At 53.4% G+C, this 21,864-nt stretch carries 21 protein-coding genes and 2 tRNA genes; 11 read left to right on the top strand and 12 right to left on the bottom strand.

Annotated elements, in window-relative coordinates:
* Window positions 1–229 precede the first annotated feature (229 nt).
* Complete coding sequence (locus tag Q0Y46_RS00620; RefSeq protein WP_295681752.1) at window positions 230–1,198, bottom strand: DUF5683 domain-containing protein; 969 nt, start codon at window positions 1,196–1,198, stop codon at window positions 230–232.
* A 121-nt stretch (window positions 1,199–1,319) separates the two neighbouring features.
* Between Q0Y46_RS00620 and Q0Y46_RS00615 the strand changes: the two genes are divergently transcribed.
* The 3 genes from Q0Y46_RS00615 to Q0Y46_RS00605 all read left to right on the top strand — a co-directional run bounded on the left by Q0Y46_RS00615 (window position 1,320) and on the right by Q0Y46_RS00605 (window position 3,925).
* Window positions 1,320–1,868, top strand: coding sequence for a CinA family protein (locus Q0Y46_RS00615; RefSeq protein WP_295681749.1), 549 nt, complete (start codon window positions 1,320–1,322; stop codon window positions 1,866–1,868).
* A gap of 44 nt (window positions 1,869–1,912) precedes the next feature.
* On the top strand, window positions 1,913–3,007 hold the full coding sequence (recA, locus tag Q0Y46_RS00610) for a recombinase RecA (RefSeq protein ID WP_295681747.1): 1,095 nt from the start codon (window positions 1,913–1,915) through the stop codon (window positions 3,005–3,007).
* Between the two features lie 153 nt (window positions 3,008–3,160).
* Window positions 3,161–3,925 carry a hypothetical protein gene (locus Q0Y46_RS00605; RefSeq protein WP_295681744.1) on the top strand — a complete coding sequence of 255 codons (765 nt, stop codon included), beginning with the start codon at window positions 3,161–3,163 and terminating at the stop codon, window positions 3,923–3,925.
* On the opposite strand, the gene Q0Y46_RS00600 is transcribed toward Q0Y46_RS00605, so the two are convergent.
* Window positions 3,851–4,774, bottom strand: a complete 924-nt coding sequence (locus tag Q0Y46_RS00600; RefSeq protein ID WP_295681741.1) for a hypothetical protein — start codon at window positions 4,772–4,774, stop codon at window positions 3,851–3,853. The two genes, Q0Y46_RS00605 and Q0Y46_RS00600, sit on opposite strands and share 75 nt — an antisense overlap.
* Before the next feature lie 156 nt (window positions 4,775–4,930).
* On the opposite strand from Q0Y46_RS00600, the gene Q0Y46_RS00595 reads away from it, so the two are divergent.
* From Q0Y46_RS00595 to Q0Y46_RS00570, 6 genes are all read left to right on the top strand, one after another.
* Window positions 4,931–5,374 (top strand): hypothetical protein, encoded by a 444-nt coding sequence (locus Q0Y46_RS00595; RefSeq protein ID WP_297943695.1) that lies wholly within the window; start codon window positions 4,931–4,933, stop codon window positions 5,372–5,374.
* 140 nt (window positions 5,375–5,514) lie between these two features.
* Window positions 5,515–6,276, top strand: coding sequence for a triose-phosphate isomerase (gene tpiA, locus Q0Y46_RS00590; RefSeq protein WP_290958692.1), 762 nt, complete (start codon window positions 5,515–5,517; stop codon window positions 6,274–6,276).
* Window positions 6,277–6,303: 27 nt separating this feature from the next.
* The gene (gene secG, locus Q0Y46_RS00585) at window positions 6,304–6,699 is read left to right on the top strand and encodes a preprotein translocase subunit SecG (protein WP_295678470.1); all 396 of its coding nucleotides are present in this window, start codon (window positions 6,304–6,306) and stop codon (window positions 6,697–6,699) included.
* Window positions 6,700–6,735: 36 nt separating this feature from the next.
* Window positions 6,736–6,819 (top strand) — tRNA-Leu (locus tag Q0Y46_RS00580).
* Window positions 6,820–6,962: 143 nt separating this feature from the next.
* Window positions 6,963–8,315 carry a UDP-N-acetylmuramoyl-L-alanine--D-glutamate ligase gene (gene murD, locus Q0Y46_RS00575; protein ID WP_297943691.1) on the top strand — a complete coding sequence of 451 codons (1,353 nt, stop codon included), beginning with the start codon at window positions 6,963–6,965 and terminating at the stop codon, window positions 8,313–8,315.
* A 281-nt stretch (window positions 8,316–8,596) separates the two neighbouring features.
* A tRNA-Leu gene (locus tag Q0Y46_RS00570) sits at window positions 8,597–8,680 on the top strand.
* Between the two features lie 96 nt (window positions 8,681–8,776).
* Here Q0Y46_RS00570 and Q0Y46_RS00565 read toward each other — a convergent pair.
* Entirely contained in the window at window positions 8,777–10,936 is a 2,160-nt protein-coding gene (locus Q0Y46_RS00565) for a family 43 glycosylhydrolase (protein ID WP_297943688.1), read from the bottom strand.
* A gap of 265 nt (window positions 10,937–11,201) precedes the next feature.
* On the opposite strand from Q0Y46_RS00565, the gene tgt reads away from it, so the two are divergent.
* Window positions 11,202–12,338 carry a tRNA guanosine(34) transglycosylase Tgt gene (gene tgt, locus Q0Y46_RS00560; protein WP_297943685.1) on the top strand — a complete coding sequence of 379 codons (1,137 nt, stop codon included), beginning with the start codon at window positions 11,202–11,204 and terminating at the stop codon, window positions 12,336–12,338.
* A 297-nt stretch (window positions 12,339–12,635) separates the two neighbouring features.
* Window positions 12,636–14,432 (top strand): long-chain fatty acid--CoA ligase, encoded by a 1,797-nt coding sequence (locus Q0Y46_RS00555; RefSeq protein WP_297943682.1) that lies wholly within the window; start codon window positions 12,636–12,638, stop codon window positions 14,430–14,432.
* Between the two features lie 3 nt (window positions 14,433–14,435).
* On the opposite strand, the gene Q0Y46_RS00550 is transcribed toward Q0Y46_RS00555, so the two are convergent.
* The 9 genes from Q0Y46_RS00550 to Q0Y46_RS00510 form a co-directional block, all read right to left on the bottom strand.
* Complete coding sequence (locus Q0Y46_RS00550; protein WP_297943678.1) at window positions 14,436–15,350, bottom strand: radical SAM protein; 915 nt, start codon at window positions 15,348–15,350, stop codon at window positions 14,436–14,438.
* Between the two features lie 24 nt (window positions 15,351–15,374).
* Complete coding sequence (locus tag Q0Y46_RS00545) at window positions 15,375–16,250, bottom strand: NAD(P)/FAD-dependent oxidoreductase (protein WP_295678460.1); 876 nt, start codon at window positions 16,248–16,250, stop codon at window positions 15,375–15,377.
* 21 nt (window positions 16,251–16,271) lie between these two features.
* Entirely contained in the window at window positions 16,272–17,111 is an 840-nt protein-coding gene (locus tag Q0Y46_RS00540; protein ID WP_297943675.1) for a tetratricopeptide repeat protein, read from the bottom strand.
* 18 nt (window positions 17,112–17,129) lie between these two features.
* Window positions 17,130–17,705 carry an OmpA family protein gene (locus tag Q0Y46_RS00535; protein WP_295678456.1) on the bottom strand — a complete coding sequence of 192 codons (576 nt, stop codon included), beginning with the start codon at window positions 17,703–17,705 and terminating at the stop codon, window positions 17,130–17,132.
* Between the two features lie 26 nt (window positions 17,706–17,731).
* A complete protein-coding gene (locus tag Q0Y46_RS00530) occupies window positions 17,732–19,003 on the bottom strand; it encodes a translocation protein TolB (RefSeq protein ID WP_295678455.1) in 1,272 nt (423 codons plus the stop codon).
* 27 nt (window positions 19,004–19,030) lie between these two features.
* Window positions 19,031–19,759, bottom strand: coding sequence for an energy transducer TonB (locus tag Q0Y46_RS00525; protein WP_297943672.1), 729 nt, complete (start codon window positions 19,757–19,759; stop codon window positions 19,031–19,033).
* On the bottom strand, window positions 19,756–20,163 hold the full coding sequence (locus Q0Y46_RS00520; protein WP_295678452.1) for a biopolymer transporter ExbD: 408 nt from the start codon (window positions 20,161–20,163) through the stop codon (window positions 19,756–19,758). Before Q0Y46_RS00520 ends, Q0Y46_RS00525 begins: the two co-directional genes overlap by 4 nt.
* A gap of 11 nt (window positions 20,164–20,174) precedes the next feature.
* The gene (locus Q0Y46_RS00515) at window positions 20,175–20,867 is read right to left on the bottom strand and encodes a MotA/TolQ/ExbB proton channel family protein (RefSeq protein WP_295678451.1); all 693 of its coding nucleotides are present in this window, start codon (window positions 20,865–20,867) and stop codon (window positions 20,175–20,177) included.
* 176 nt (window positions 20,868–21,043) lie between these two features.
* A complete protein-coding gene (locus tag Q0Y46_RS00510; RefSeq protein WP_366522463.1) occupies window positions 21,044–21,841 on the bottom strand; it encodes a ribonuclease HII in 798 nt (265 codons plus the stop codon).
* Window positions 21,842–21,864: the final 23 nt, after the last annotated feature.

Genomic DNA, 21,864 nt, shown 5'->3' with positions numbered 1-21,864 from the left:
GGCTCATGGCTCAATGCTCATAGCTCATTGCTCGGGCCCCGAGCCTCGCGCCTAAAAAAGTAAACATTGATTGATCGTTAGGGGTTAGAATCTAGGATCTAGGGGCTAGGGGCTAGGGGCTAGGGTAAAATATCACGGCTACGCCGTCTTATATTGACGCACGAAGTGCGTGATTCTTTTCACTAGCCTCTAATCTCTAGTCTCTATTCTCGGGCCCCGAGCCCCGCGCCTAAAAATCAAACGTAAACACGGCTTGGGCGCCGCCGGTCCCCAAATTGGGCAGCAGGGCCAAATGCACAGGATTGTCGAAATCGCTCAGCAGGGCGTCGACAACGGCATCGGCCATGGAATACAGGTAAAGCAAAGCCATCGCCCAAATATACTGGTTGCGGTTCTTGCGGTAATAAGTGACACGTTCCGCAATCTTGTCAAAATCTTCCGGTTCAACATCTTCCTGTTCAAGAATGTGCTTTCGCCCCAAATAGTATTCCACCATATTCTGCGAAGTCCATATACTCGTCGAAGCCCCGATAATACTCATGTAGAGGAGGCCCGCCTTACCAAACTCCCCGTTGTACATCTGCCCAAACCCAGGGATAATTGCAAGCAACAAAGCCTTCTTCATGCTCCGCTGTTCGACACTCCTATAGTGGTTGTTGTACCAGATGCCAAAAGCATCAAACATTCCATACAAATGAAGACCGTATAGCCATGCGGTTTCAGCCTTCCTCAAGTCTTCTTGCTCCATTTTCTTGTCGCTCAGCGTGCGGACTCGGTTCACATAGTCCATGCGCTGTTCTTGATAATACTTGATACTGTCGCGGTTCGGAGCCGTCGCAACCAGTCGCGAGAAGTACGCCACAGAATCTTGGAACGGCCTCACTTGCTCGTAGATGCGGTCACGCTGCCAGGACTTGTTGAAAACAACCTCGTACACAAGAAGGGCCTCTATTCCGGTGATAAAACCACCACGGATATAATGCCCCGTGTAATATTGACCGCCTCCTGGGAAAACGCTGAGCAGCATCGTATAGAGGAGCGAGTTGTGCTCCGTCGGCACGTCCCACTCGTTCACAGGGAGCGTGTCAATTTCTGGAATACCCGTCTTCCCCTTTTGCACATAGACATCGCCCGCAAGCGCGGGAACGCACGCGAAGGCTGCAAAAAAGAGGAATATGAGCATCAATCGAAGCTTCATTGCGTTCAAATATAAAAAAACTCGGCATAAACGATAGGCCCAGGCCCGGTCTTGCTATATTTTTTGACAGGTTCCTATCGTTTGTCATTTTTTGACAGCGTTTGTTTTTTAAATTAAGGACATGAAGATGAATGACGCAACAAATTCGCACGAAAACCTCCAGGCAGAGATTCACGACCTGGCCGTTGCCATCAAGGCAGCCCTCATCGAGCGGGGCGAGATGATGGCCACGGCGGAGTCTTGCACCGGCGGGCTCGTGGCGAGCAGCATCGTCAACGAGGCCGGCTCCTCCGCTATCCTGAAGGGTGGCATCGTCGCCTACCAGAACGAGGTCAAGACCAAGTTGTTGGGCGTCCCCGAATCCACGCTGATGGAACACGGAGCCGTCAGCGCAGAGACGGTCGAGGCCATGGCCGAGGGAGCTCTCCGCCAATTCGATTGCCAATGGGCCGTTTCTACCTCTGGAATCGCAGGACCCGGAGGCGGCACCCCCGAAAAACCGGTCGGTACGGTATGGATGTGCGTCGCGAACCATTGTAAAAAAATCGCTTTTTGCGAAATTTTTTCAGGAAATCGGGACAAAATCCGCGAAAAAAGCGTCTATACAGTGTTGGGCAAGTTACTTTTTGAGTTAAATAACCAAAAAAGCACTTGCACAAAAGAACACTAATTGTTATATTTAAACAGGAACCAAAAACAAACAGGACAACTATCATGGCAAAAAAAACAAACTCTACCAGCAACCTTTCCGCCGATAAAGCCAAGGCCGTCGAGGCCGCAATCGCCCAAATTGAAAAGAACTACGGTAAAGGTTCTATCATGGCTCTTGGGAGCCAGCCTGTCCAAGACATTCCCGTCATCCCGACCGGGTGCATCCAGCTCGACATGGCACTCGGCGTGGGAGGTTTCCCCCGCGGTCGTATCATCGAGATTTACGGCCCCGAATCCTCCGGCAAGACGACGCTTACCCTGCACGCTATTGCCGAAGCCCAGAAGCTTGGCGGCGTAGCCGCCTTCATCGATGCCGAACACGCCTTCGACGCCGTGTACGCCCGCAAGCTGGGCGTCGATATCGAGTCGCTCCTCGTCTCGCAGCCCGACACCGGCGAGCAGGCCCTCGACATTGCCGAGACTCTCGTCCGTTCCGGCGCTATCGACATCATCGTCATTGACTCCGTGGCAGCCCTCGTGCCGCAAGCCGAAATCAACGGCGAAATGGGCGACAACCATGTTGGCCTGCAGGCCCGCCTCATGAGCCAGGCGCTCCGCAAGCTCACCGGCATTCTCTCCAAGTCCAACACCTGCATGCTGTTCATCAACCAGCTGCGCATGAAGATCGGCGTGATGTTCGGCAACCCCGAAACCACTACCGGCGGTAACGCACTCAAGTTCTACGCCACCCAGCGTATCGACATCCGCCGTATCGCAGCCATCAAGGACGGCGAAGAGGTTATCGGCAACCGCACCCGCGTGAAGGTCGTGAAGAACAAGGTGGCAGCGCCGTTCACCCAGTGCGAATTCGACATTCTCTATGGCTGCGGCATCTCCCGCGAAGCCTCCATCCTCGACCTCGCCAGCGAACTGGACATCATCCAGAAGAGCGGCTCCTGGTTCAGCTACAACAACGAACGCATCGGTCAGGGCCGCGAAAACACGCGCCTGTTCCTCAAGGACAATCCGGAGCTCTGCAACGAAATCGAACAGAGAATCCGCGAAAGCATGAAGGACGTCGAGCTGTTCAAGCTGAGCGAACAGGATGCTGTCTCTGCCGACGAAGACGGCGAAGTTCCCGCCATCGAAGAAGCATAACGAATCTTCCTTAAAAAAGAGCGACCTCCGGCAGTGTCCTTTGTAGCCATTGGGACCCAGCCGGGGGTTTTCTGCATCGACGCATCCACTGATTTTGTATAACTTCCTAGAAGTGCGGCACTTCTTGACGATAAGATTAATTATCTTGTACCCATGCTTCGCCCATTCCGCCTTGCGCTCCTTTTTTTCGCCTTTTTTGCCGCTGTAGCCAGCGCTCAGTCTTTGTGCCCGCATTACTTAGTTTCTTCGCCGATGGTCGTCAACATCGAAGGACGGTTCATCAACGTCAAGCACTCCCGCGTGAGCATGGACGTTGAATGGCGCCATCATCCAGAAGCCATCGACACCTTTTTTGTCAACTTGCCTGACCGGGAACAATTCAAGTTCATTACGACAGGCAATTCACGGCATATCGAGCTGGGAAAAAACAAGATAAAGAGGCAACTAGGCACGCACCACCTGAAAGAAACCATCGGCGAAACTCCGCTCAAACTGGACGATATGGAATTGCTTGCCAACGGCCAATTTGTATGCAAGGAACCTCCCGACACGACATTGAACAATCTCGGGACGGCATTTTCCATGGCATGGTGGAGCATCATTTCGGATACGCTACCGACTCCGCAAAAAGTCGTCATGCGCGGAGCAAACCGCGAAACCCGTATTTTCACGATTGGGCAATGGAAGGTCTTTTCGGGAGAACTCCTCCCCACACTGGTCGAGCTCTCCGGCCCGAACTACCAAGGAAGCATTTGGATACGCTCGGCCTACCCCATCCAGGCACTGGAGTCAGACCCGCTACAAAAGAACGCCAAAAAGGTGCGCCCGATTCCGGAACTATTCCTAAAGATTCCGGTTAAACGGAAAAGAGAAATACCCCTGATACTCAAGCTGAATCAGGAACTGCTGAGAGAGTGATCCGTTATAAAAGCGGTCCTTGGGGCGTTTCCACATACCGACTTCCAGCGTAATGCTACGCAACCCTTCGTACCACGAAAGGTTGGGGCCAAGCATCACCTGCCCATAAGATAGCGATTCCTTCTTCACGGTATATTCGTTGCGCAGGTAACCCGTTTTATAATACGTGGTCTCGAAAACGACGGCCCAGTTTTCGTTCAACGGCAAGCAACCGTAAGTCGCTAGCTCGATAATGAAATCTCTTGAAAAAACAGGAATATTGCGCTTGTAGTCGTAGCTTTTCCCCTCAAAATCTGTACCCACATCCGATAGGATGTAGTGGACATTGGCCCCGAGGACAGAGCCATGCGGGAAGAAATACGCCAAATCGGCGCTGATGTCGAACAACTGCGCATAATCGTAGGCAGCGGCATCGTCTGTCCATACGTTATCGACTACGTAATCCGCATTCCAGGTATCTGCGATGCGTCCGCCGCCCTCGACATCGGCATTGACCATTTCAAGGTTCGACTTGAAATACAGGTAACTTTCGTAGACGAAATCAACTTCCAATTGAGGATTGGTCTTGAACGGACGAAAACCCAGACCGGCCTTGTACCCCCCATAAAAAGGAGAAACTTCCAGGGAGGCGAGCATTTTGAGATATGTCGGCATTTGCCCCATCCTCTCGCCATAGTTCAAGTTGCCGACAGGTTCCAGCCATGTGTAGTTGACGTTCCCATTAAGCTGAGGGAGCCATTGCCCCCACACAAACGGAGTATTGCCCATCAAGTTCCACGATAAATTGGGGCCGTACCGGAAGCCGAAGAACGCGCTCTGGTCAAAACCGTCTCCCAACGAAAAGCCCACAAGACAAAGTAGACTAAGGAAAAAAATTCGAGTTGATGACAGCGCTTTAGACATTTCAGTGTAAAATTATAAAAAAATTTGTAAAATCTACGAAATATTAAGCCACTTGCCTTATAAATTCTTATTTTGTGTGCATCTAATACCTAAGGAGCATATATGAAATTGTCTCATCTTTGCCTACTCGTCCTCGGCGTCATGCTGCTCTGGGGATGCTCTAACCGATCTTCATCCCCCATTCTTATTGAACGCGGCGTAGGCCAGAACGAATACGAACGCGAATACTTTGCCATTAAGGAAAGCATGGGCATCGACAAGCGCCTCAAGGACGTGTTCAAGCAGGGCTATATCGAAGAAGGCATGACCAACGACATGGTGAACCTGCTCTGGGGACCTCCTGATCACGAAACGGAAAACGACACCAGCTGCGTGTGGGAATACTACACCCGCGAAGGACAGCTCATCACCCGCCTTATCTGGAAGCATCCCGAACAGGCTCGTCTGAAGGGTTACGAAAACGAATGGATTCTTAACAAGATTGAAGGCGACCGCTACGGCGGTTCTCCTGCTCCGACTTCCAACCGTTCTAGCAACTACAACTAAACTCAGATAGGCCCTTTTAGGCCCCATGAAAGAGTGAATTTCAGAAAAAGAGCCCATCTGGGCTCTTTTTCCTTTTATTGCGGGCCCTTTTTTTCTATATTTACGCGCGTTAAATTTTATAACCTCTCAAGGAGTCAATTATGCGTCAGTACATCATTGCTGGTAACTGGAAGATGAATAAGACCGTTAGCGAATCCGTTCAGCTCGCTAAGGATATCGTGGAAGCCGCCAAGGACGTGAAGAAGACCGAAGTCGTCATCGCCCCGACCTACCTCGCCGCTGCCAAGGTTGCCGACGTCGTCAAGGGTACCAACGTGAAGCTCGCCATCCAGGACATCCACTGGAAGGACCAGGGCGCATACACTGGTAAGGTTTCTGTCGACATGGTCAAGGAAATCGGTGCCGAATACATCATCATCGGTCACTCCGAACAGCGCCAGTACTTCCACGAAACGGAAGAAACCGTGAACCTCAAGGTCAAGAAGACCCTCGAGGCCGGTCTGAAGCCGATCATCTGCATCGGTGAAACTCTTGACCAGCGCAACGGCGGCATCCTCAAGGAAGTTCTCGGCCTCCAGGTCAAGGGCGCCTTCAAGGACGTCTCTGCCGAAGACGCTGCCAAGTGCGTGCTCGCCTACGAACCGGTCTGGGCTATCGGTACCGGCGTGACGGCCACCGACGAACAGGCTCAGGACACTCAGGCCTACGTCCGCTCCGTGGTCAAGGAAATCTACGGCGAAGCCGTTGCCGAAGGCATGCGCATCCAGTACGGTGGCTCCATGAAGGGCGCCAACGCTGCCGGCCTCCTCGCCCAGAAGGACATCGACGGCGGTCTCATTGGCGGTGCAGGTCTCAAGGCCAACACCTTCAAGGAAATCATCGACGCTGCCGAAGCTAAGTAATTTTCAACCAACCAAGGAATCGTCACCATGACAACTCTCTTTTGGATTCTGATCGTCATTCACGTTTTCCTGTGCTTGTTCCTCATGTTGCTCGTTCTCATGCAGAACGACAAGATGGGTGGCCTCGCAGGTCTCGGTGGCATGACTTCTCAATCTGCATTCTCCACCGCAGGTGCTGCGACCTTCATCCAGAAGCTGACTCGTGGCGTCGCCGTGGTTTTCTTCCTCGTGGTTTTCGCCCTCGGCCTCATCACGGCCAAGCAGGACCGCACCGTGGAAGAATCTGCCATGCAGAAGGCTACTCGCGAATCTGCTGCCCAGCAGCAGAACGCTCCGGCACCGGCACTCCCGGGTAACTTCACCGCTCCGGCAGCTGAAGCTCCGGCACCGGCAACCGAAGTCCCGGCCGGAGAAGCCAAGTAAAACTTTCATCCCAGTTTTTTCGCTGGGATAAGTTCTGCGGTCGTGGTGGAATTGGTAGACACGCTAGCTTGAGGTGCTAGTGGGAGCGATCCCATGACAGTTCAAGTCTGTCCGACCGCATATTGAAGTCCGCCCTGCTAATAAGCGGGGTGGATTTTTGTTTAGAGGCTAGGATCTAGGGGCTAGAGGCTAGCAGAGGGCTCCGAGCCTCGTGCCTCGAGCCTCGAGCCCCATTGCTATATTATCCCCCGAGGTTTTTTATCATGCAGAATTCTATTGTCGCCCCTGTTGGCGTTTTGGGCTTTGGCGTCGAAGGCCAGAGCACGTTCAACTACCTTGTCCGTAACGGAATCAAGGACATTGTCGTGATGGACAAGAACCCGGTCAGTTTGCCGAAAGTGCCCGCTGGCGTAAACGTGAAGACGTTCAGCGGCGACAACTACATGGACGGTCTCAAGGACTGCGTGACCGTGGTACGCTCGGCAGGCGTGTACCCGATGAGCCAGGAACTGTTCAAGTTCCAGATGAACGGCGGGCTCATGACGAGCCAGATTCAATTGTTTTTAGAACAAACTAAATCAAAGAAAGTTGTAGGCGTTACGGGTACGCTCGGCAAGGGTTCCACCGTGAGCATGATCAGCCACATCCTTACAAAATGCGGCGTGAGCAACGAGATTGGCGGCAACTTCGGCGTGCCGGCACTTGATCTGCTAGAAAACGAACCGAACGACCGCGTGAGCATCCTCGAGCTTTCGAGCTTCCAGCTGATGACGCTTTCCCTGTCGCCCGACGTGGCCGTGGTGCTGCGCGTTTCGACAGAACACCTGGACTGGCACAAGAGTGTCGAGGAGTACCGCGATGCAAAGGCGAACCTTGTGCGCTGGCAGAAACGCAGCGGCACCTGCGTCTTTTTAAAAGACGCAGCTCCGACGGCGAAGATCGCCGCCGAGAGCCCGGCCACGACCAAGTATGCCATCACGCTCGCTGATGGGCCGAACTTTGGCGACGGAGACGCCGTTATCGACGGCGCCACCCTCGCCATCGACGACGAAAAGCTATTCCTTGCAGACTGCAAGGTACGCGGCATCTACCAGCTCGAGAACATGGCGGCGGCGACCCTCGCCGTGAAGGCGCTGGGCATCAAGGTTGCCGACGCTTTCGAAGCCCTCAAGAGCTACGAGACGCTCCCCTTCCGCATGGAATTCAAGGGCGAAAAGAACGGCATCGAGTTCTACAACGACAGCTACGCCACCCGCCCCGACGCGACGATCGCCGCCACGGCGAGCATGAAGCGCCCCTTCGCGCTCATCCTCGGCGGCTCCGAGAAGAACGCCGACTTCACCGAGCTTTCGAAAATCCTCGTGAACGACCGCCCGAACCTCAAGCGCATTGCGCTCATCGGCGCGACCGCGCAACGCATGCTTGAGTCGCTCCAGCAGGCCGGGCTCCAGATTCCTGCGAACATCTTCCCCACTTTAGAAGAAGCGTTTGCCGACAGCCTTGCCATCGGCAAGGGCGGAACGGTCATCATGAGCCCCGCCTGCGCCAGCTTTGGCCTATTCAAGAACTATAAAGTCCGTGGCCAGGTGTTCGACAAGCTGGTCGCCGAGCTGTGAGCTATGAGCCATGAGTAAATACACACACCTCATTGCTCATAGCTGATAGCGTTGAGTTTCAAGCAAGAACAGCCTAGCAAATCCTTACATATAGCGAGATATCCGATTAGGTATAATGAAAACTGGATAACGTCTCTAGAATGGGAGCGTCCCATCCCGCATCATTTCTAAATAAGCCTTAAATATTTGTTTTTCCTGTTTTTTTCAAAAAAAATTCCCCCCCTCCCCTTTACAAGGCCATCCTTTTAAACTAAATTTGTCTCCGTTCCGCTAAGGACCACGCGGTCGTGGTGGAATTGGTAGACACGCTAGCTTGAGGTGCTAGTGGGAGCGATCCCATGACAGTTCAAGTCTGTCCGACCGCAGAAGAAACCCGGCTGAAAAGCCGGGTTTTCTTTTTCCCTCAAAACAGGAAAGCCCCGGACCGGAGTCCGGGGCGGGGAGACAAAAGGACGTAAAGATTACTTGGTCGTGTTGACCAGGAATTTCTTGGAACCCTGAGCCTGCTTGAGCATGTAGATGCCCTTCTTGAACCCGGCAGCCTTAAGCGCAGTCTGGGCATCCATGCGGGTCAAATCAACAGTCCCAAGCATGGCTCCCGTCAAACTAAATACCTGGTAGGACATCGGTTCGTTATAATGGAACTTGGCCTGCCCAGCAACTTTCAACGGATCCGACGGCTCCGCCTTGACTTCGCCAAAGGAGAACCAGTCCACGTTCACGTTGTCGCCCGTAATGGCGAGGCGGATTTCGTGCGGGCCCTTGGTCAGCGTAGCCTTGCCAGCAGAGACTTCTTCGTAAACGCTCCAATCTTCGCCCGTCTTCTGCATCTTCACGGTATCGCCCACAGCCTTGCCATCCACAAGGAAGCAGAAGCTGGAGTTCTCGGCACCGGAAGAAGCGTAAGCCTTAATCGGATATTCGCCATCTTCTTCAACGTTGACGGTGAATTCAATCCATTCATCGGCCTTGGTATAACCGACTGCGACGCCAGTGCCACCGGCCACCAAGTCCACGCCCTCGTCCGTGCGGACATTGGCATCACCCTGGTTTTCCGCATCGGCATCGTTGTATGCGTGACGGGTACCGCCGTCATCGTAATTTTCCACTTCAATCTTGCCCGGAATCTTTGCAGCAACACCGCCATGAGGTGTCTGCGTAGTCGAAGAAGAGCCACCCTCGCCAGCGAATTCCCATTCAATCAAGCCCATAGTCGAATCCTTGGAGCCCTTGAACACGAGGAACAACTGGTCGACAACGCCGGAAAGTCCAGTGACTTCACATTCATTGTCTTCGTAAGAATTCCAGCCACCTGTATTCTTGAGTTCGCAAGTGCCAGCCAGCGTACCGGAAACGCTACCCGCATGGATTTCGACCTTGTTGCCGTCAGCAACGCTTGCGGCAGTCACGCGGAAAGACTTGGCCCCCGCACCGAAATCAACACCGGACACGCGAATCCAGGATTCCTTGGAGGCAAGCGGAGTCAGCACATGGACCACCGGCTGGCCCTTGGTGTAGTCGGTACGGCTACGGATGTTACGCTGCTTGGAACTCGTGATAGCCTTGTAGGGCTGGTACGGGTCGAAATCGGCAATCTGCGCCGGGCCCGCATCCGTGAATTTCACGGTATTCATCTTGTCGCCGTTCCAAGTCAATTCGTCGATACTCGTGCTGCGGTGGTTACCCGTCGTGGAAGCATCTTGCCCGTTGGTGAGCTTCGGCTTTTCAGAAGACATCACAAGGCGACGGTCATGATAAACCGCATACCACTTGTCCTTGAACTTTGCAATGCCGTGGTGGTTGTTGCCGCCCTTGCCGTTAATCTTCGAGGGGTTGTCGATCACGACGCCCTGGTAGGTATAGGGGCCCTTGATGTTCTTGGAAGTCGCATAGCTGATGTTCTGGCTCTGGTCGTTGTAACTCAGGTAGTAGATGCCATTCCTCTTGTGCAAATAAGAAGCTTCGAAGGACTTGTCAGCCCCCTTGAGCGCCGTCTTCGTAGAGGTATTCAGTTCCACCTTCTCGTGCGTAAGTTTGCTGAATTCAATCAAGTCGAAGTTGTTGCCGTAACCGCGGCTTCCGCCACTACCACCGCCAAAAGTCATGTAAGCCTTTCGGTTCCCATCATCGTCATAGTCAATGAAAATGGCAGGGTCAAAACACCACGAGATGCCGTCGCAGTCCGTAACGCCACCATTACCCACGAGGAGCTTACCCACCGGATCGATATAGGGGCCGGCCACGTTCTTGGAAGACACAATGCCCACACCACTACCGCCATTCGGGTATATCAAGTAGAACACGCCGCTGTCAACGGCAATACCCGGAGCCCAAATGTTCTGGATATAAGAGACTTCACGATTATAGCGGAGAACCATACCATGATCCGTCCAGTTCTTCATATCCTTAGAACTGAGGATGTAAAGGGCTCGGATGGTATAATCGTTTTCGCCCGTATTGGGGCATTCATCGTCCGTATCCGTGAGGATAAAGAACTCATCATCTGTGCCGAACGCCGCCGGGTCCGCCAGAAAGTGATAATTTGAGATAGGGTTGTCTGCAAAAACAGATGCTACCAACCCGAAAGTAGCCGCAAGGGCCATTTTTTCCCATCTTTTCATATAACAACATCTCCATTCACTCGGTTTTTCCCGGACCCATACAAACACCACTATTAAACTATCCCCAAAAAAAGACCACTTTTAGTGCGAACCGACAATATTCATGGATAAATTGACAACAGGTTAGTGGTTGGTGGTTAGTGGTTGGTGGTTAGTGGTTGGTGGTTAGGAATTCTTGAGATTTTGGTTATTTTTTCTAAATTTTTCTTTGAACGTCGTTTTCAGCCCCCTGTTTACTAACCACTGTTTACTAACCACTAAATTCATGAATCGTTTCGAGCTCCTGAAAACCTCCAAGAAGTCCAAGGCCCGTCTGGGCGTAGTCCACACCGACCACGGCGACGTAACCACCCCCATTTTTATGCCGGTAGGCACTGAAGCGACCGTGAAAGCGGTAACGCCCGCCCAACTCAAGGACATCAAGGCGGAAATCATCCTCGCGAACACGTACCACCTGTACTTGCGCCCCACCACCCCGCGTATTGCGAAGGCGGGCGGCATCCACAAGTTCATGGCGTGGGACGGCCCGGTGCTCACGGACAGTGGTGGATTCCAGGTATGGAGTTTGAAGGACCTCCGCAAGATTACGCCCGAAGGCGTGGAATTCCGGAGCATTTTAGATGGTTCAAAACATTTCTTTAGCCCGGCAAGCGTCATGAACGCCCAGCGGGAAATCGGCGCCGACATCATCATGGCGCTAGACGAATGTACGCCTTACCCGAGTACCGCAAAGGAAGCGGAACACAGCCTGAATTACACCCTCAAGTGGACCGCGGAGGCGCTTGCTTGGCTCAAGGAACACCCGCCCATCCACGGTTACGACCAGCAGTTCTTCGGAATTATCCAGGGCGGCATGCACAAGAACCTGCGTCAACAGGCGATTGAACGCATCGCGGAACTGGAACCCGACGGATTTGCCATGGGAGGCCTCTCCGTAGGCGAGCCCACCGAGACGATGTACGAGATTGCGGATTTCTGCACCGACATTCTGCCGCAAGACCACGCCCGCTACGTGATGGGTGTGGGCACACCGTGGAATTTGCTGGAGCTCATCGAGCGCGGCGTGGACATGTGCGACTGCGTGATGCCCACCCGTAACGCCCGCAACGGCATGCTCTTTACGAGCGAAGGCGTGCTGCGCTACAAGGCGGCCCGCCACGCCGAGGAATTCGACAAGCCGGTGGACCCGAACTGCGACTGCTACTGCTGCCGTAACTTCAGCCGCGCGTACCTGCGCCATCTGCACCACGCCGGGGAATCGCTCGGGTTCACGCTGGCGAGCATCCACAACCTGCACTTCTATCTGCATCTGATGCGCGAAGCCAAGCGGCACATCGCCGACGACACCTTCGAAGAGTGGAAAAAGGAGCAGTGCGAAATCCTCCAGCGCGATTTGCAGTAGTTATCAGTTGTGAGTTATCAGTTGTGAGTTGTCAGTTATCAGTTATGAGTTGTGAGTTGTCAGTTGTGAGTTGTCAGTTGTGAGTTATGAGTTGTCAGTTATGAGTTGTGAGTTGTCAGTTGTGAGTTATCAGTTATCAGTTATGAGTTATCAGTTGTGAGGATTTACTTTCTACCGTCTACTGTTTACTCCAACAGGGGGCGATTCTTTGAGAAATTCGTATTTTGGGACTTTTTTGTAGAAAAAATTTCCTTTTTTTTCGTTCCATGAGCCGTTTAGAATGTTATTTTCATTTACATGGAACCGCTTCAGTTTACATCTCTCGCTTCGATGTTTTTCACAAACTGCGACCGCTCGGATTTCGGCGGCTGGTTCCAGAGAAATGGCGACCAATGGGTCCACTTTTCCAGGTCTAAACTGAGGCGTGACGCAACCGCCATCGCGCTCGCCCTCAGGGACCGCGGAATCATTGCTGGCGAAAGCATCGGCATCATCGCGCCCAGTTCCGTATACTGGCTCCTAGCCGACATCGCGACACAGATTAACCACGCCATGGTGGTGCCGCTGTTCCCGAACATTTCTTCCGAAAATTTCCAGTTCCAGTGCGACGACGCCAACGTGCAGGTTCTCATCATCGAGAACATCGCTCAACTTGACGCCCCGTTACAGGCCCTGCTCCCCCGCTTCAAGGCCATCATCCAGCTAGATACGGGCACCGAACTCCCGCCCAACGGAGTTTACTGGGACACCCTGATCATGGACGGGCTCAAAGTTATCGACAAGCCGGAATCTGCCCTCTGGATCAAGACGCAGGTGTTCTCCATCGCGCCGGACGACCTTTTCAGCATCATCTACACGAGCGGTTCCACCGGTCGGCCCAAGGGAGTCGAACTCACGCACAGGAACATGCTCTCGCAAATCCAGAACATTCTGCCGCTGTTCCCGCTGAACCGCAAGAAGGATGTCGCACTGACCATTCTCCCGGTCGCGCATGTTTTCGAGCGAATGGCAGTGTACTACTATATCTTGAACGGGATTCCCATCTACTTCGCCGACAGCCCCAAAAATGCGGCCGTCCTGATGAAAGAAATCCGGCCGACGGTCATGATTGTCGTACCGAGAATCCTCGAACGCGTTTACGAAAGCATCACGATTGCAGCAGACAAATCGCGCGGCCCCAAAAGCTGGATTATCAAGCGCGCCGTGAAAATCGCCAAAATTGAGAACCCCGAAAAGCGCCCGAGCCTGTTGCGCCGTTTCTACGACCGCCTCGTGTACAAGAGGATGAGGGATGCCATCGGCGGCAATTTCAGGATGATTATTTCGGGCAGCAGCGCCCTCAACAAGAGTATCAGCCGCTTTTTGCTGAACGTCGGGTTGCCGGTCTACGAAGGATACGGCCTTACCGAATGTTCGCCCGTCGTAAGCGCCAACTGCGAAAATAACCAGTCAGTCGGTTCCGTAGGCAAGCCGCTTGACCACCTTTCCGTCAAGATCGGGGAAAACAACGAAATTTTAGTCAAAGGCGACAGCGTCTTTGCCGGGTACCACAACCGGCCTGACCTGAACAGCGAAGCCTTCACGCCAGATGGATACTTCCGCACCGGCGACCAGGGATTTATCGACGACAACGGATTCCTCTCCCTGACAGGCCGCCTCAAGGAACTTTTAAAAACGAGTACGGGCAAATACGTGAGCCCGAACCCCATCGAACTGGAAATCAGCCGCCACCCCGTGGTGGAACAGGCCCTCGTCATCGCGAACGACCGCAAGTTCGTCTCGGCGCTGGTATTCCTGAACCCCGAAGGGGCTCGCCGCCTGCTTCGCGTCCACAAAGAAGATTTCGAAATCGAAAAGGCCATGCAATCCGACCGCATCCGCGAAGCCATCAACCGCCATATCGGGAAAATCAACAAGAAGTTGAACCACTGGGAACAGATTCGCAGGTGGACGCTCATCGGTGACGAACTCACCATAGAATCTGGACTCCTGACACCCACCTTGAAAATCCGCAGGAAAGCCACCGAGACCCGGTACGCAGAACAAATCGAGGAAATGTACGGGCAGCCCCACGAGCAGGAGCCGCAAAGCTAGCCGTCAGAACTTGCTCCGCGGAGCGCAACGCATCAAGCACTGAGAACACCGAGCCGCAGGAGATGCCGGATTACCATAACGGCGCTCCGGATTCGGACAATGCTGCACACTCCCGTCCGGCAACACCCACAATTCATCGACAAACGGGCAGGGAATCGAATCTTCCCCACATGGTTCTTGTGCAGGTTCAAAAAAGAGCGACCCCTCGCAACGGACTTTGCAAGACTTTGCCGATTGTACAAGTTGAGACTTCAACGCTTGAATTTCGTCCGGTTCCAAGGCATATTGGCGAACCAATTCATCGGGAGCCGTACTCAAAAACACCGCCGGATTCCATTTAATGCGGTCGATTCCTAAAGACTGCGCCCAATATAAAATAGAATGAACCGCACCAGCAATGGGAGCAAATTTCTTGTGCAATGTGACCTGCAACGAAATTGTGCTTACAGGTTCGGCGCCAGCAGCGGCCCGCTCTGTATGGGCCAAGGAAACGAGCCTTTCCACGTTCGATTTCCACTTCGAAAAATTTCCGCCGGGCATCATCTCCGAAAAAACAGCATCGTCAAATCCCATGCAGCTCACCTTGATGTCGCTGCACGCATGCAACAGGTGGCGCATTCCCCCATCCGCCCCCCACTCTCCAGGGAAACTTCCGTTTGTCGTGAGGTTCAAGGGGACTCCGCTCGCCTTGCATAGTTCGAGCAGTTCAGCAAAATGAGAATAAAGTAGAGGCTCGCCCATCGTGCTCGGGATGACTTCGCGCAGTCCCTCTTTCAAGGCGTTCTCGATGGCCGCGCGCACAGTGGCGAAGGGCATTTCGCCCAGGCCAAACTTCGCCTGGCGCTGGGCCAAAAAACAAAGCGGACAATGCATGTTGCATTTGTCCGGATTGGTTAAAAGTGTCAGTCGGCGAATCAAGGATGCCCCTTCGCCATGAGCGCGCTACGCGGAGGCGTTGCGCTTTTCACGCAGGTACTTGATTGCAGCAAGCCCGGCCACAGCGCCCTCGCCCACGGCAACAGCCACCTGAAGCGTACCCCCGGTGCAGTCACCCGCAGCAAAGAGCCCGGGAACCGTCGTCTGGAAATCAGGGCCGAGCACGGGGTTCGCGCCGTCAAAGGCCGCGCCGGCCTTGCGAGCAAGGTCGGTGGCGCTTGCGCTACCCAGTGCGACAAACAGGCCGTCGAAGGATTCTTCTGAGCCATCTTCGAAGCGGACGCCCTTAAAAGCGCCCTCGCCGACAAGCCCGGCAAGTTTGCGGGTTTCTACAGTCACTGTTTCGGGGAACGTCGCCGTTGTTTCGCTCCCGTTTGTAAGCAACGTAACGGATGATGCCATCGGCAAGAGTTCCGATACCTCGTGCAGGGCATACTCGCCAGAACCCAAGACTGCGACCTTCTTTTGTCTATAGAAGAACGCATCGCAAACGGCGCAATAGCTCACGCCATGCCCTTCGAGTTCCGCCATCCCAGGCAGAGGTTGTTTTTTGCGGGCAGATCCTGTAGCCATGATACACGCCTTGCCACGATATTCCCCACTTAGGCCACCTGCCACAAAATCGTTCCCATCGAAGAAAAGGTCTGTAACTTCGTCGTCCACGATTTTGGCGCCAAGGGCCAGTGCCTGTTTTTTACCCACTTCAGCAAGCTCGGGACCACTGAGCGGTTTTTCCAAGCCATAGTAGTTCTCTATCATGTGTGCGCGGGCGAGCGCCCCTACATCTTTACCGACAATCAGCACATCCAGCCCCGCACGGAGCCCATAGAGTGCTGCGGAAATTCCTGCAGGGCCATAGCCCAGAATCAAAATATCAGCCATTCGAAATCCACAAATAATTTACTAGTAACTACGCGGTTTAATTTCCGCAGGGTTCTTTTCCAACAATTCCTGCAAAATCTCGGCAGACTGTTCAAACTCGCCCGTCGAGGCGCATGTCTTGCTGCTCAAGATTTTCTGGAGGTACTGTTTCTGCTTTTCGACATCGTTATCGGCAGCGTAAAGCTGAGCCAACTTGAACATCGTCGCGCATACCTTGCCCCCTTCGGGGAAGGCTTCCGCGAGGCTTGTGAACACCTTCTTGGCCTTATCCTCTTGCTTTGCATCAATCAAGCAAAGGCCCATCCAGTAAAGCGAGTTTTCGGCAAGCCCACCGGTTTTCATTTGTTCATAAACCTGCTTGAACCCGGAATACGCCAACTTGTATTCGCCACGATGGTAGTCGGATCGCGCCGTATTGAACATCGCTTCGGCTTCCACGAGTTTTTCCGCCTCGCGTTCCACGCTATCCATGGATACCGGTGCCGGAGCGCCGCTCACGACCACCTTCTTCGCAAGGATTTTGTCGGACTTGCCGAGCAACATGTCCAAACGGTAGAGGACTTCCTCTTGACGGGAATCATTGCGTTCGGACTCATCCGAGACGCGACGCGACAGCATCGTGATTTCCGCCTGCATGCGGTTCTGCAAGAGGGCAGCCTGCGCCAACTTCGCTTCCAGGGAATCGATACGTTGACGGAGCGAGTCCTCGAGAGACTTCATGGAAGAATCTACCGACCCGATGACATTTGACTGTACGTTGGCGCCCACGTTCTCCATTTCTTGCGTACGGAGCATCGTAATCTGGGAGCACCCCGTAAGCGCAAGTACAGAGAAAACTAGGCCTAGGGCCAAATACTTCATTTTCAAAAATACCTCGAATTACTTAATGTTCACACGGAAATTCGCGCGACGGTTCTGGGAATAGGCTTCCTCGGTAGTCCCTTCGACCTTCGGGTTTTCCTTACCGTAGCTCACAGATTCCATGCGGTCAGCAGTCACACCGTAAGCAATCAAGAATTCCTTCACCTTCATAGCGCGCTTGGCACCAAGAGTGAAGTTATAGTCTTCCGTACCGCGAGCGTCTGTATGGCCTTCGATAGTGATGGTGAAGCGCTGTTCCTTGAGGAGAAGTTCGCCAACCTGGGCAAGGAGTTCCCTAGCCTTTTCGGTCAGTTCGGAACGGTCGAAGTCGAAGTAAACGTCTTCGGACATAATCTGGTTGATGAGCGCTTCGAGGCGAGCACGTTCGGCTTCAAGGCGTTCAGCTTCAAGACGAGCCTGTTCTGCAGCGAGAGAGTCCGCATTCGGGCTAGCCTGAGCGGCAGTGGCCGTGGCTTCGGCAGCCGGAGCATCTTCAGCAGCAGGTTCCGTCTCCGGAGGCGGATTCTTGGAGCATGCGGCAAGAGCGAGGCAAGCGAAGCTTGCGGTGAGAACGAGCATTTTCATTTTTTTCATTTTTGACCTTCTTTGTTTATGGGGATTTATGGGTTAATTTCGTCGTAGAACCAGGACCAGGTAGGCGCAGTATTCTCGCCACCCTTCGTGATACGGGTGACGTTGGAACCATCGGCGCGCATGATGTAGATCTGGTAGCTGCCGTTGCGGTTGCTGCTGAAAGCGATGAGCTTTCCATCAGGCGACCACGTGGGATGTTCGTTATTCCCGGCATTGGAGGTAAGCTGCGTGATATCGGAGCCGTCCAAAGCACAGGTGTAAATGTTCATGAGTCCGTTATCCATGGACGTGTAGGCAATACGGTCCCCCGTCGGAGACCAACTCGCGCGTTCGTTGTAGCGGCCCATGAAGGTAACACGGCGCATGTCGCTGCCATCCTTACCCATCACGAAAATCTGCGGGCCACCACCACGGTCGCTAGTAAAGAGGACTTCTGTCGCAAACGGGCTCCAGGCAGGGCTCGTCTGGTTAGACTTCAGATAGGCGAACTTGCGGGCCTTGCCCGTCTGCATGTTGCCGATATACAAATCCGTCTTGCCGTCGACCGTCGAAGAGAACAGGAGTTCACCCGTCTTCGGGTTGACCGCAGGGCTATACGTCTGGTCCAGGAACGGGAACAGCGGATTTTCGACACCGCCGAAAGTCTTGAAATAAAGGCGCGGGCGATGCGTCTTGAAATTGACGTAGACAAGGCCCTTGTTACCCTTCATCCACACAGGCATCATGCTGATGGATGTGTCGCGCGTAATTTGGGAACGGTGGAAACCATCGTAATCGGCCACCACGACCTGCTTCACGCCCTCAATCTTGGACACGTAGGCAATCTTTGTCGAGGCCACACCGCGGTCGCCCCACAAGCGGTTCACCACCTTGTCAAAGAAGTTGTGTACGGCACGGCGCATGTCCCTCTGTTGAACCTTGTAGGTTTCGCCCAAGAGCAAATCCTTTGTCTGCGAAACATACAAGTAGCAATCCAGCTGAACGCGTCCATCGGAAAGCACGGTCGCCTTACCCGTGATGTAGTGCTTGGCGCGGTTACGGCTGAACAGGGCCAAATTAAACTTGTCCGAAGCGACAACATCGAAACGGCCGGAGAGGTTCGCATCGCGAGTCACAATTTCGTGCGGTTTTTCTTCGCTCCAAGAAATACGGCCCTTGGGTTCTGCAAACGGGACCACGCCTATCGGCATCGTCTTGAAGACGGAAATACCCACGTCCACGGCAATCGTATCGATTGACGCGAATGCGCTCGGCACCGCAAACATCAAGAAAGCAAGCAAAGCAAAGATTCTTTTCATATCAAATATTACTCTCACTCCTCGGCACTAATTCGGGGTAAAGTTAAAATGGAGAACCAGGCTCGGAGCACGGTAGTTAGGCGGCAGTTCCGGCACCTTGGAAATACGGACCGCGCGCATGGACAAATGATCCCACGTCTTGTAACCCGACGACTTCTTGAGCACGACAGCGGATATTCCACCGAAACGGTCCACAGTGAACTGCACCGTTGTCTTTGCATCCCTCGGGATGTTCAAATTGCTCGGCGGGTTGAAATTGCTCATAATAATCTGCTTTAACCTCTCCAGGTAGACCTGCATCAGAGGATCCATGTCGACAGAACCGACCGGATTCAAACTCGGCGCTTCGATCGATTTCGGCAAGTCCAAATCGTCCACCGGGAAATCGTCCACCGGCTCCGGCTCTGGTTCTGGTTCCGGCTCGGGTGGCACCTCCTCGTGTACTTCCTCGGGCTTCTGCTCCGGTTCAGGTTTGATTTCGGGCGGGAGTTCCTTGTTCACCTTGGGCTTGGGCGGTTCCTGCTTGGGCTTAGGCTGTTGCGTCCTCGGCGTGGGAGGCGTCGGAGTCGGCGGTTGTACCTGCACCATTTCGAACACAGGAATCATCTCGGGCTCCTGCTTGAAATCTACAAAATGCAGGGCAGCAAAGATGGCCACCACGACCAAATGGAATATCGCAGCACACACGACAATCTTTATGATTGTCCCGTCGTCTCCCGTGGAGAAATACTGGATATTTTCCTTGTTCTCTCTCATTTACCCGGTTTGTCCTTAGGATTCAACGTAAGGAACCCGAGTTTGGTCACCCCAAGTTTCTGGACCTGAGTCACGACCTTCATCACGAGACCATAGTGAACATCCTCGTCGGAGTTGATGACTACAGCCATCTCGCCATTCCACAGCGACTTGAACACGCTATTGAAACTGGAAAAATCGACCATCATATCGGCGATATAGATTTCCTCGTTCTTGGTAATGGAAACCTTTAAAAGCTTTTCCTGCTCCATGGTCGGGGCTTCGGCCTTGGGCAAGTCCACCTTGACCCCCTGGCTCATGAGCGGGGCAGAGATAATGAACACAATGAGAATCGCGAACACGATATCGATCATGTTCGTAAGGTTCATTTCCTGCTTGAGTTCTTTTCCGCGACTGCGCTTCACTTAAGGCCCTCCTAGCCGGCAACTTCTTCCAGGGCAAGCAAGTCGCCGCGTTTGAAGAGACTCAAGACCTGGGAACCGAAGTTGAAGTAGGAAATTTCGTTCTGGCTATTGCGGGATGTGAAATAGTTATATGCAGCAGAGGCCGGAATGGCGACCACGAGGCCACCGACCGTCGTAATAAGAGCCATAGCGATACCCGGCGCCACGACAGTCAAGTCTGCCGAGCCGTGCTGGCCAATCTGGAAAAAGGCTACCATGATGCCCCACACCGTACCCAAGAGGCCGAAGAACGGGGCCAAATTGGAACTGGTTGCGAGGAAACTCAGGTACTTGTCTTCGTTGAGGCGCAGGCCTTCGATAGAGCGCTGGATGGTATCTTCCAAGAGAGAAGCGCGGTGCTGGATGGAGTCGTAACTCACGAAGTTACTGAACTTGGAGGCTTCCTTAAGAACTTCGGCGGTGAGGCGGCGAAGCGCGCTATCGTCGGCAGATTCGCAAAGCCCCTGGAGCTGCACGAACTGAGAAACCGTGCTGAACTTGCGGAAAAATTCCGCATTGGTGCGCTGGTTTTTCTTGTATTCGAAGTATTTGACAATCATGATGCCCCAAGACCCGAAGGACATGATGGCAAGGATGCAAAGGACAACGATGGTCGCAATGTCGGACTGCGCCACCATTTGGAGAAGAGGGACAGAATTGTTCAAAAAGACCTCCGCAAGGAAAAACCAAGGGCTTTCACCCCATTTACCGTTTAGGAAAATAGAAAAAAAACAAATTGTAAACCAGAAATAAGAAAAAAAAGAACGTCTACAGCGTATCTGCCCGCCAAAGGACGTAAAAACTATTTAACAGAAAAAAAGAAGTTCCCGTTCAAAAGAACTTAAAGGGATTTTGGATGGAACGACTTGCGGTGCTCCGGAGTTTGTCCTAAACGGCGGATGGCGTCCAGATGAGCTTTTGTCCCGTATCCGGCGTGTTTGTCGAAGCCGTAACCTGGGTACTTTTCTTCGAGTTTGTCCATGTACCGGTCACGGAAAACCTTGGCCAAGATAGAGGCCGCCGAGATGCTCGCGATGCGACCATCGCCCTTGACGATGGGCATTTGAATTTCAGCCGGGATGCCGTGGATTTTGAGGTTACCGTCAACGGCGATGAGCAGTGAGCTATGAGCTATGAGCGGTGAGCCGAGAATTTCCGCGAAGGAGCCATTCACTTCAACGGGAATTTCGGGGGCGGTTTCATGGAGGCCGGGCAGGCCCAATGCCTGCAGGGCGCGGCGCATCGCCAAAAAGTCCGCTTCCAGAATATTCATCTCGTCAATTTCGGCAACACTTGCACTAGCAATCGCATAACAGGCGCACGCCTCCTTCACGGCTTCGAACATCGCCTCGCGTTTGGGCCGAGTGAGTTTTTTCGAGTCGTTCAGTTCGGGCATGATGTCCGGAGCTTTAAGCACAGCGGCACATGCCACCACAGGGCCCGCAAGCGGACCGCGCCCCACCTCGTCAATGCCCACCACGATTACGTTTTTGCTAGCATCCGCAGCAGCCGACGCAAAAAGATCAAGCGAATCCACGCAACCCACCGACGCCGGGTCTGCAGCGAATTTGCGCAAAGCCACCTCCCCCTCCACCGGAGTGGAAACATTTTCAAGAAATGCTGGCAGTTTGAATTTCATGAAAAATAGTGGTTAGTGGTTGG

Origin of the sequence: uncultured Fibrobacter sp., assembly GCF_947305105.1 — a bacterium.
Classification (GTDB): domain Bacteria; phylum Fibrobacterota; class Fibrobacteria; order Fibrobacterales; family Fibrobacteraceae; genus Fibrobacter.
This window is presented reverse-complemented; position numbering and strand designations above follow the sequence as displayed.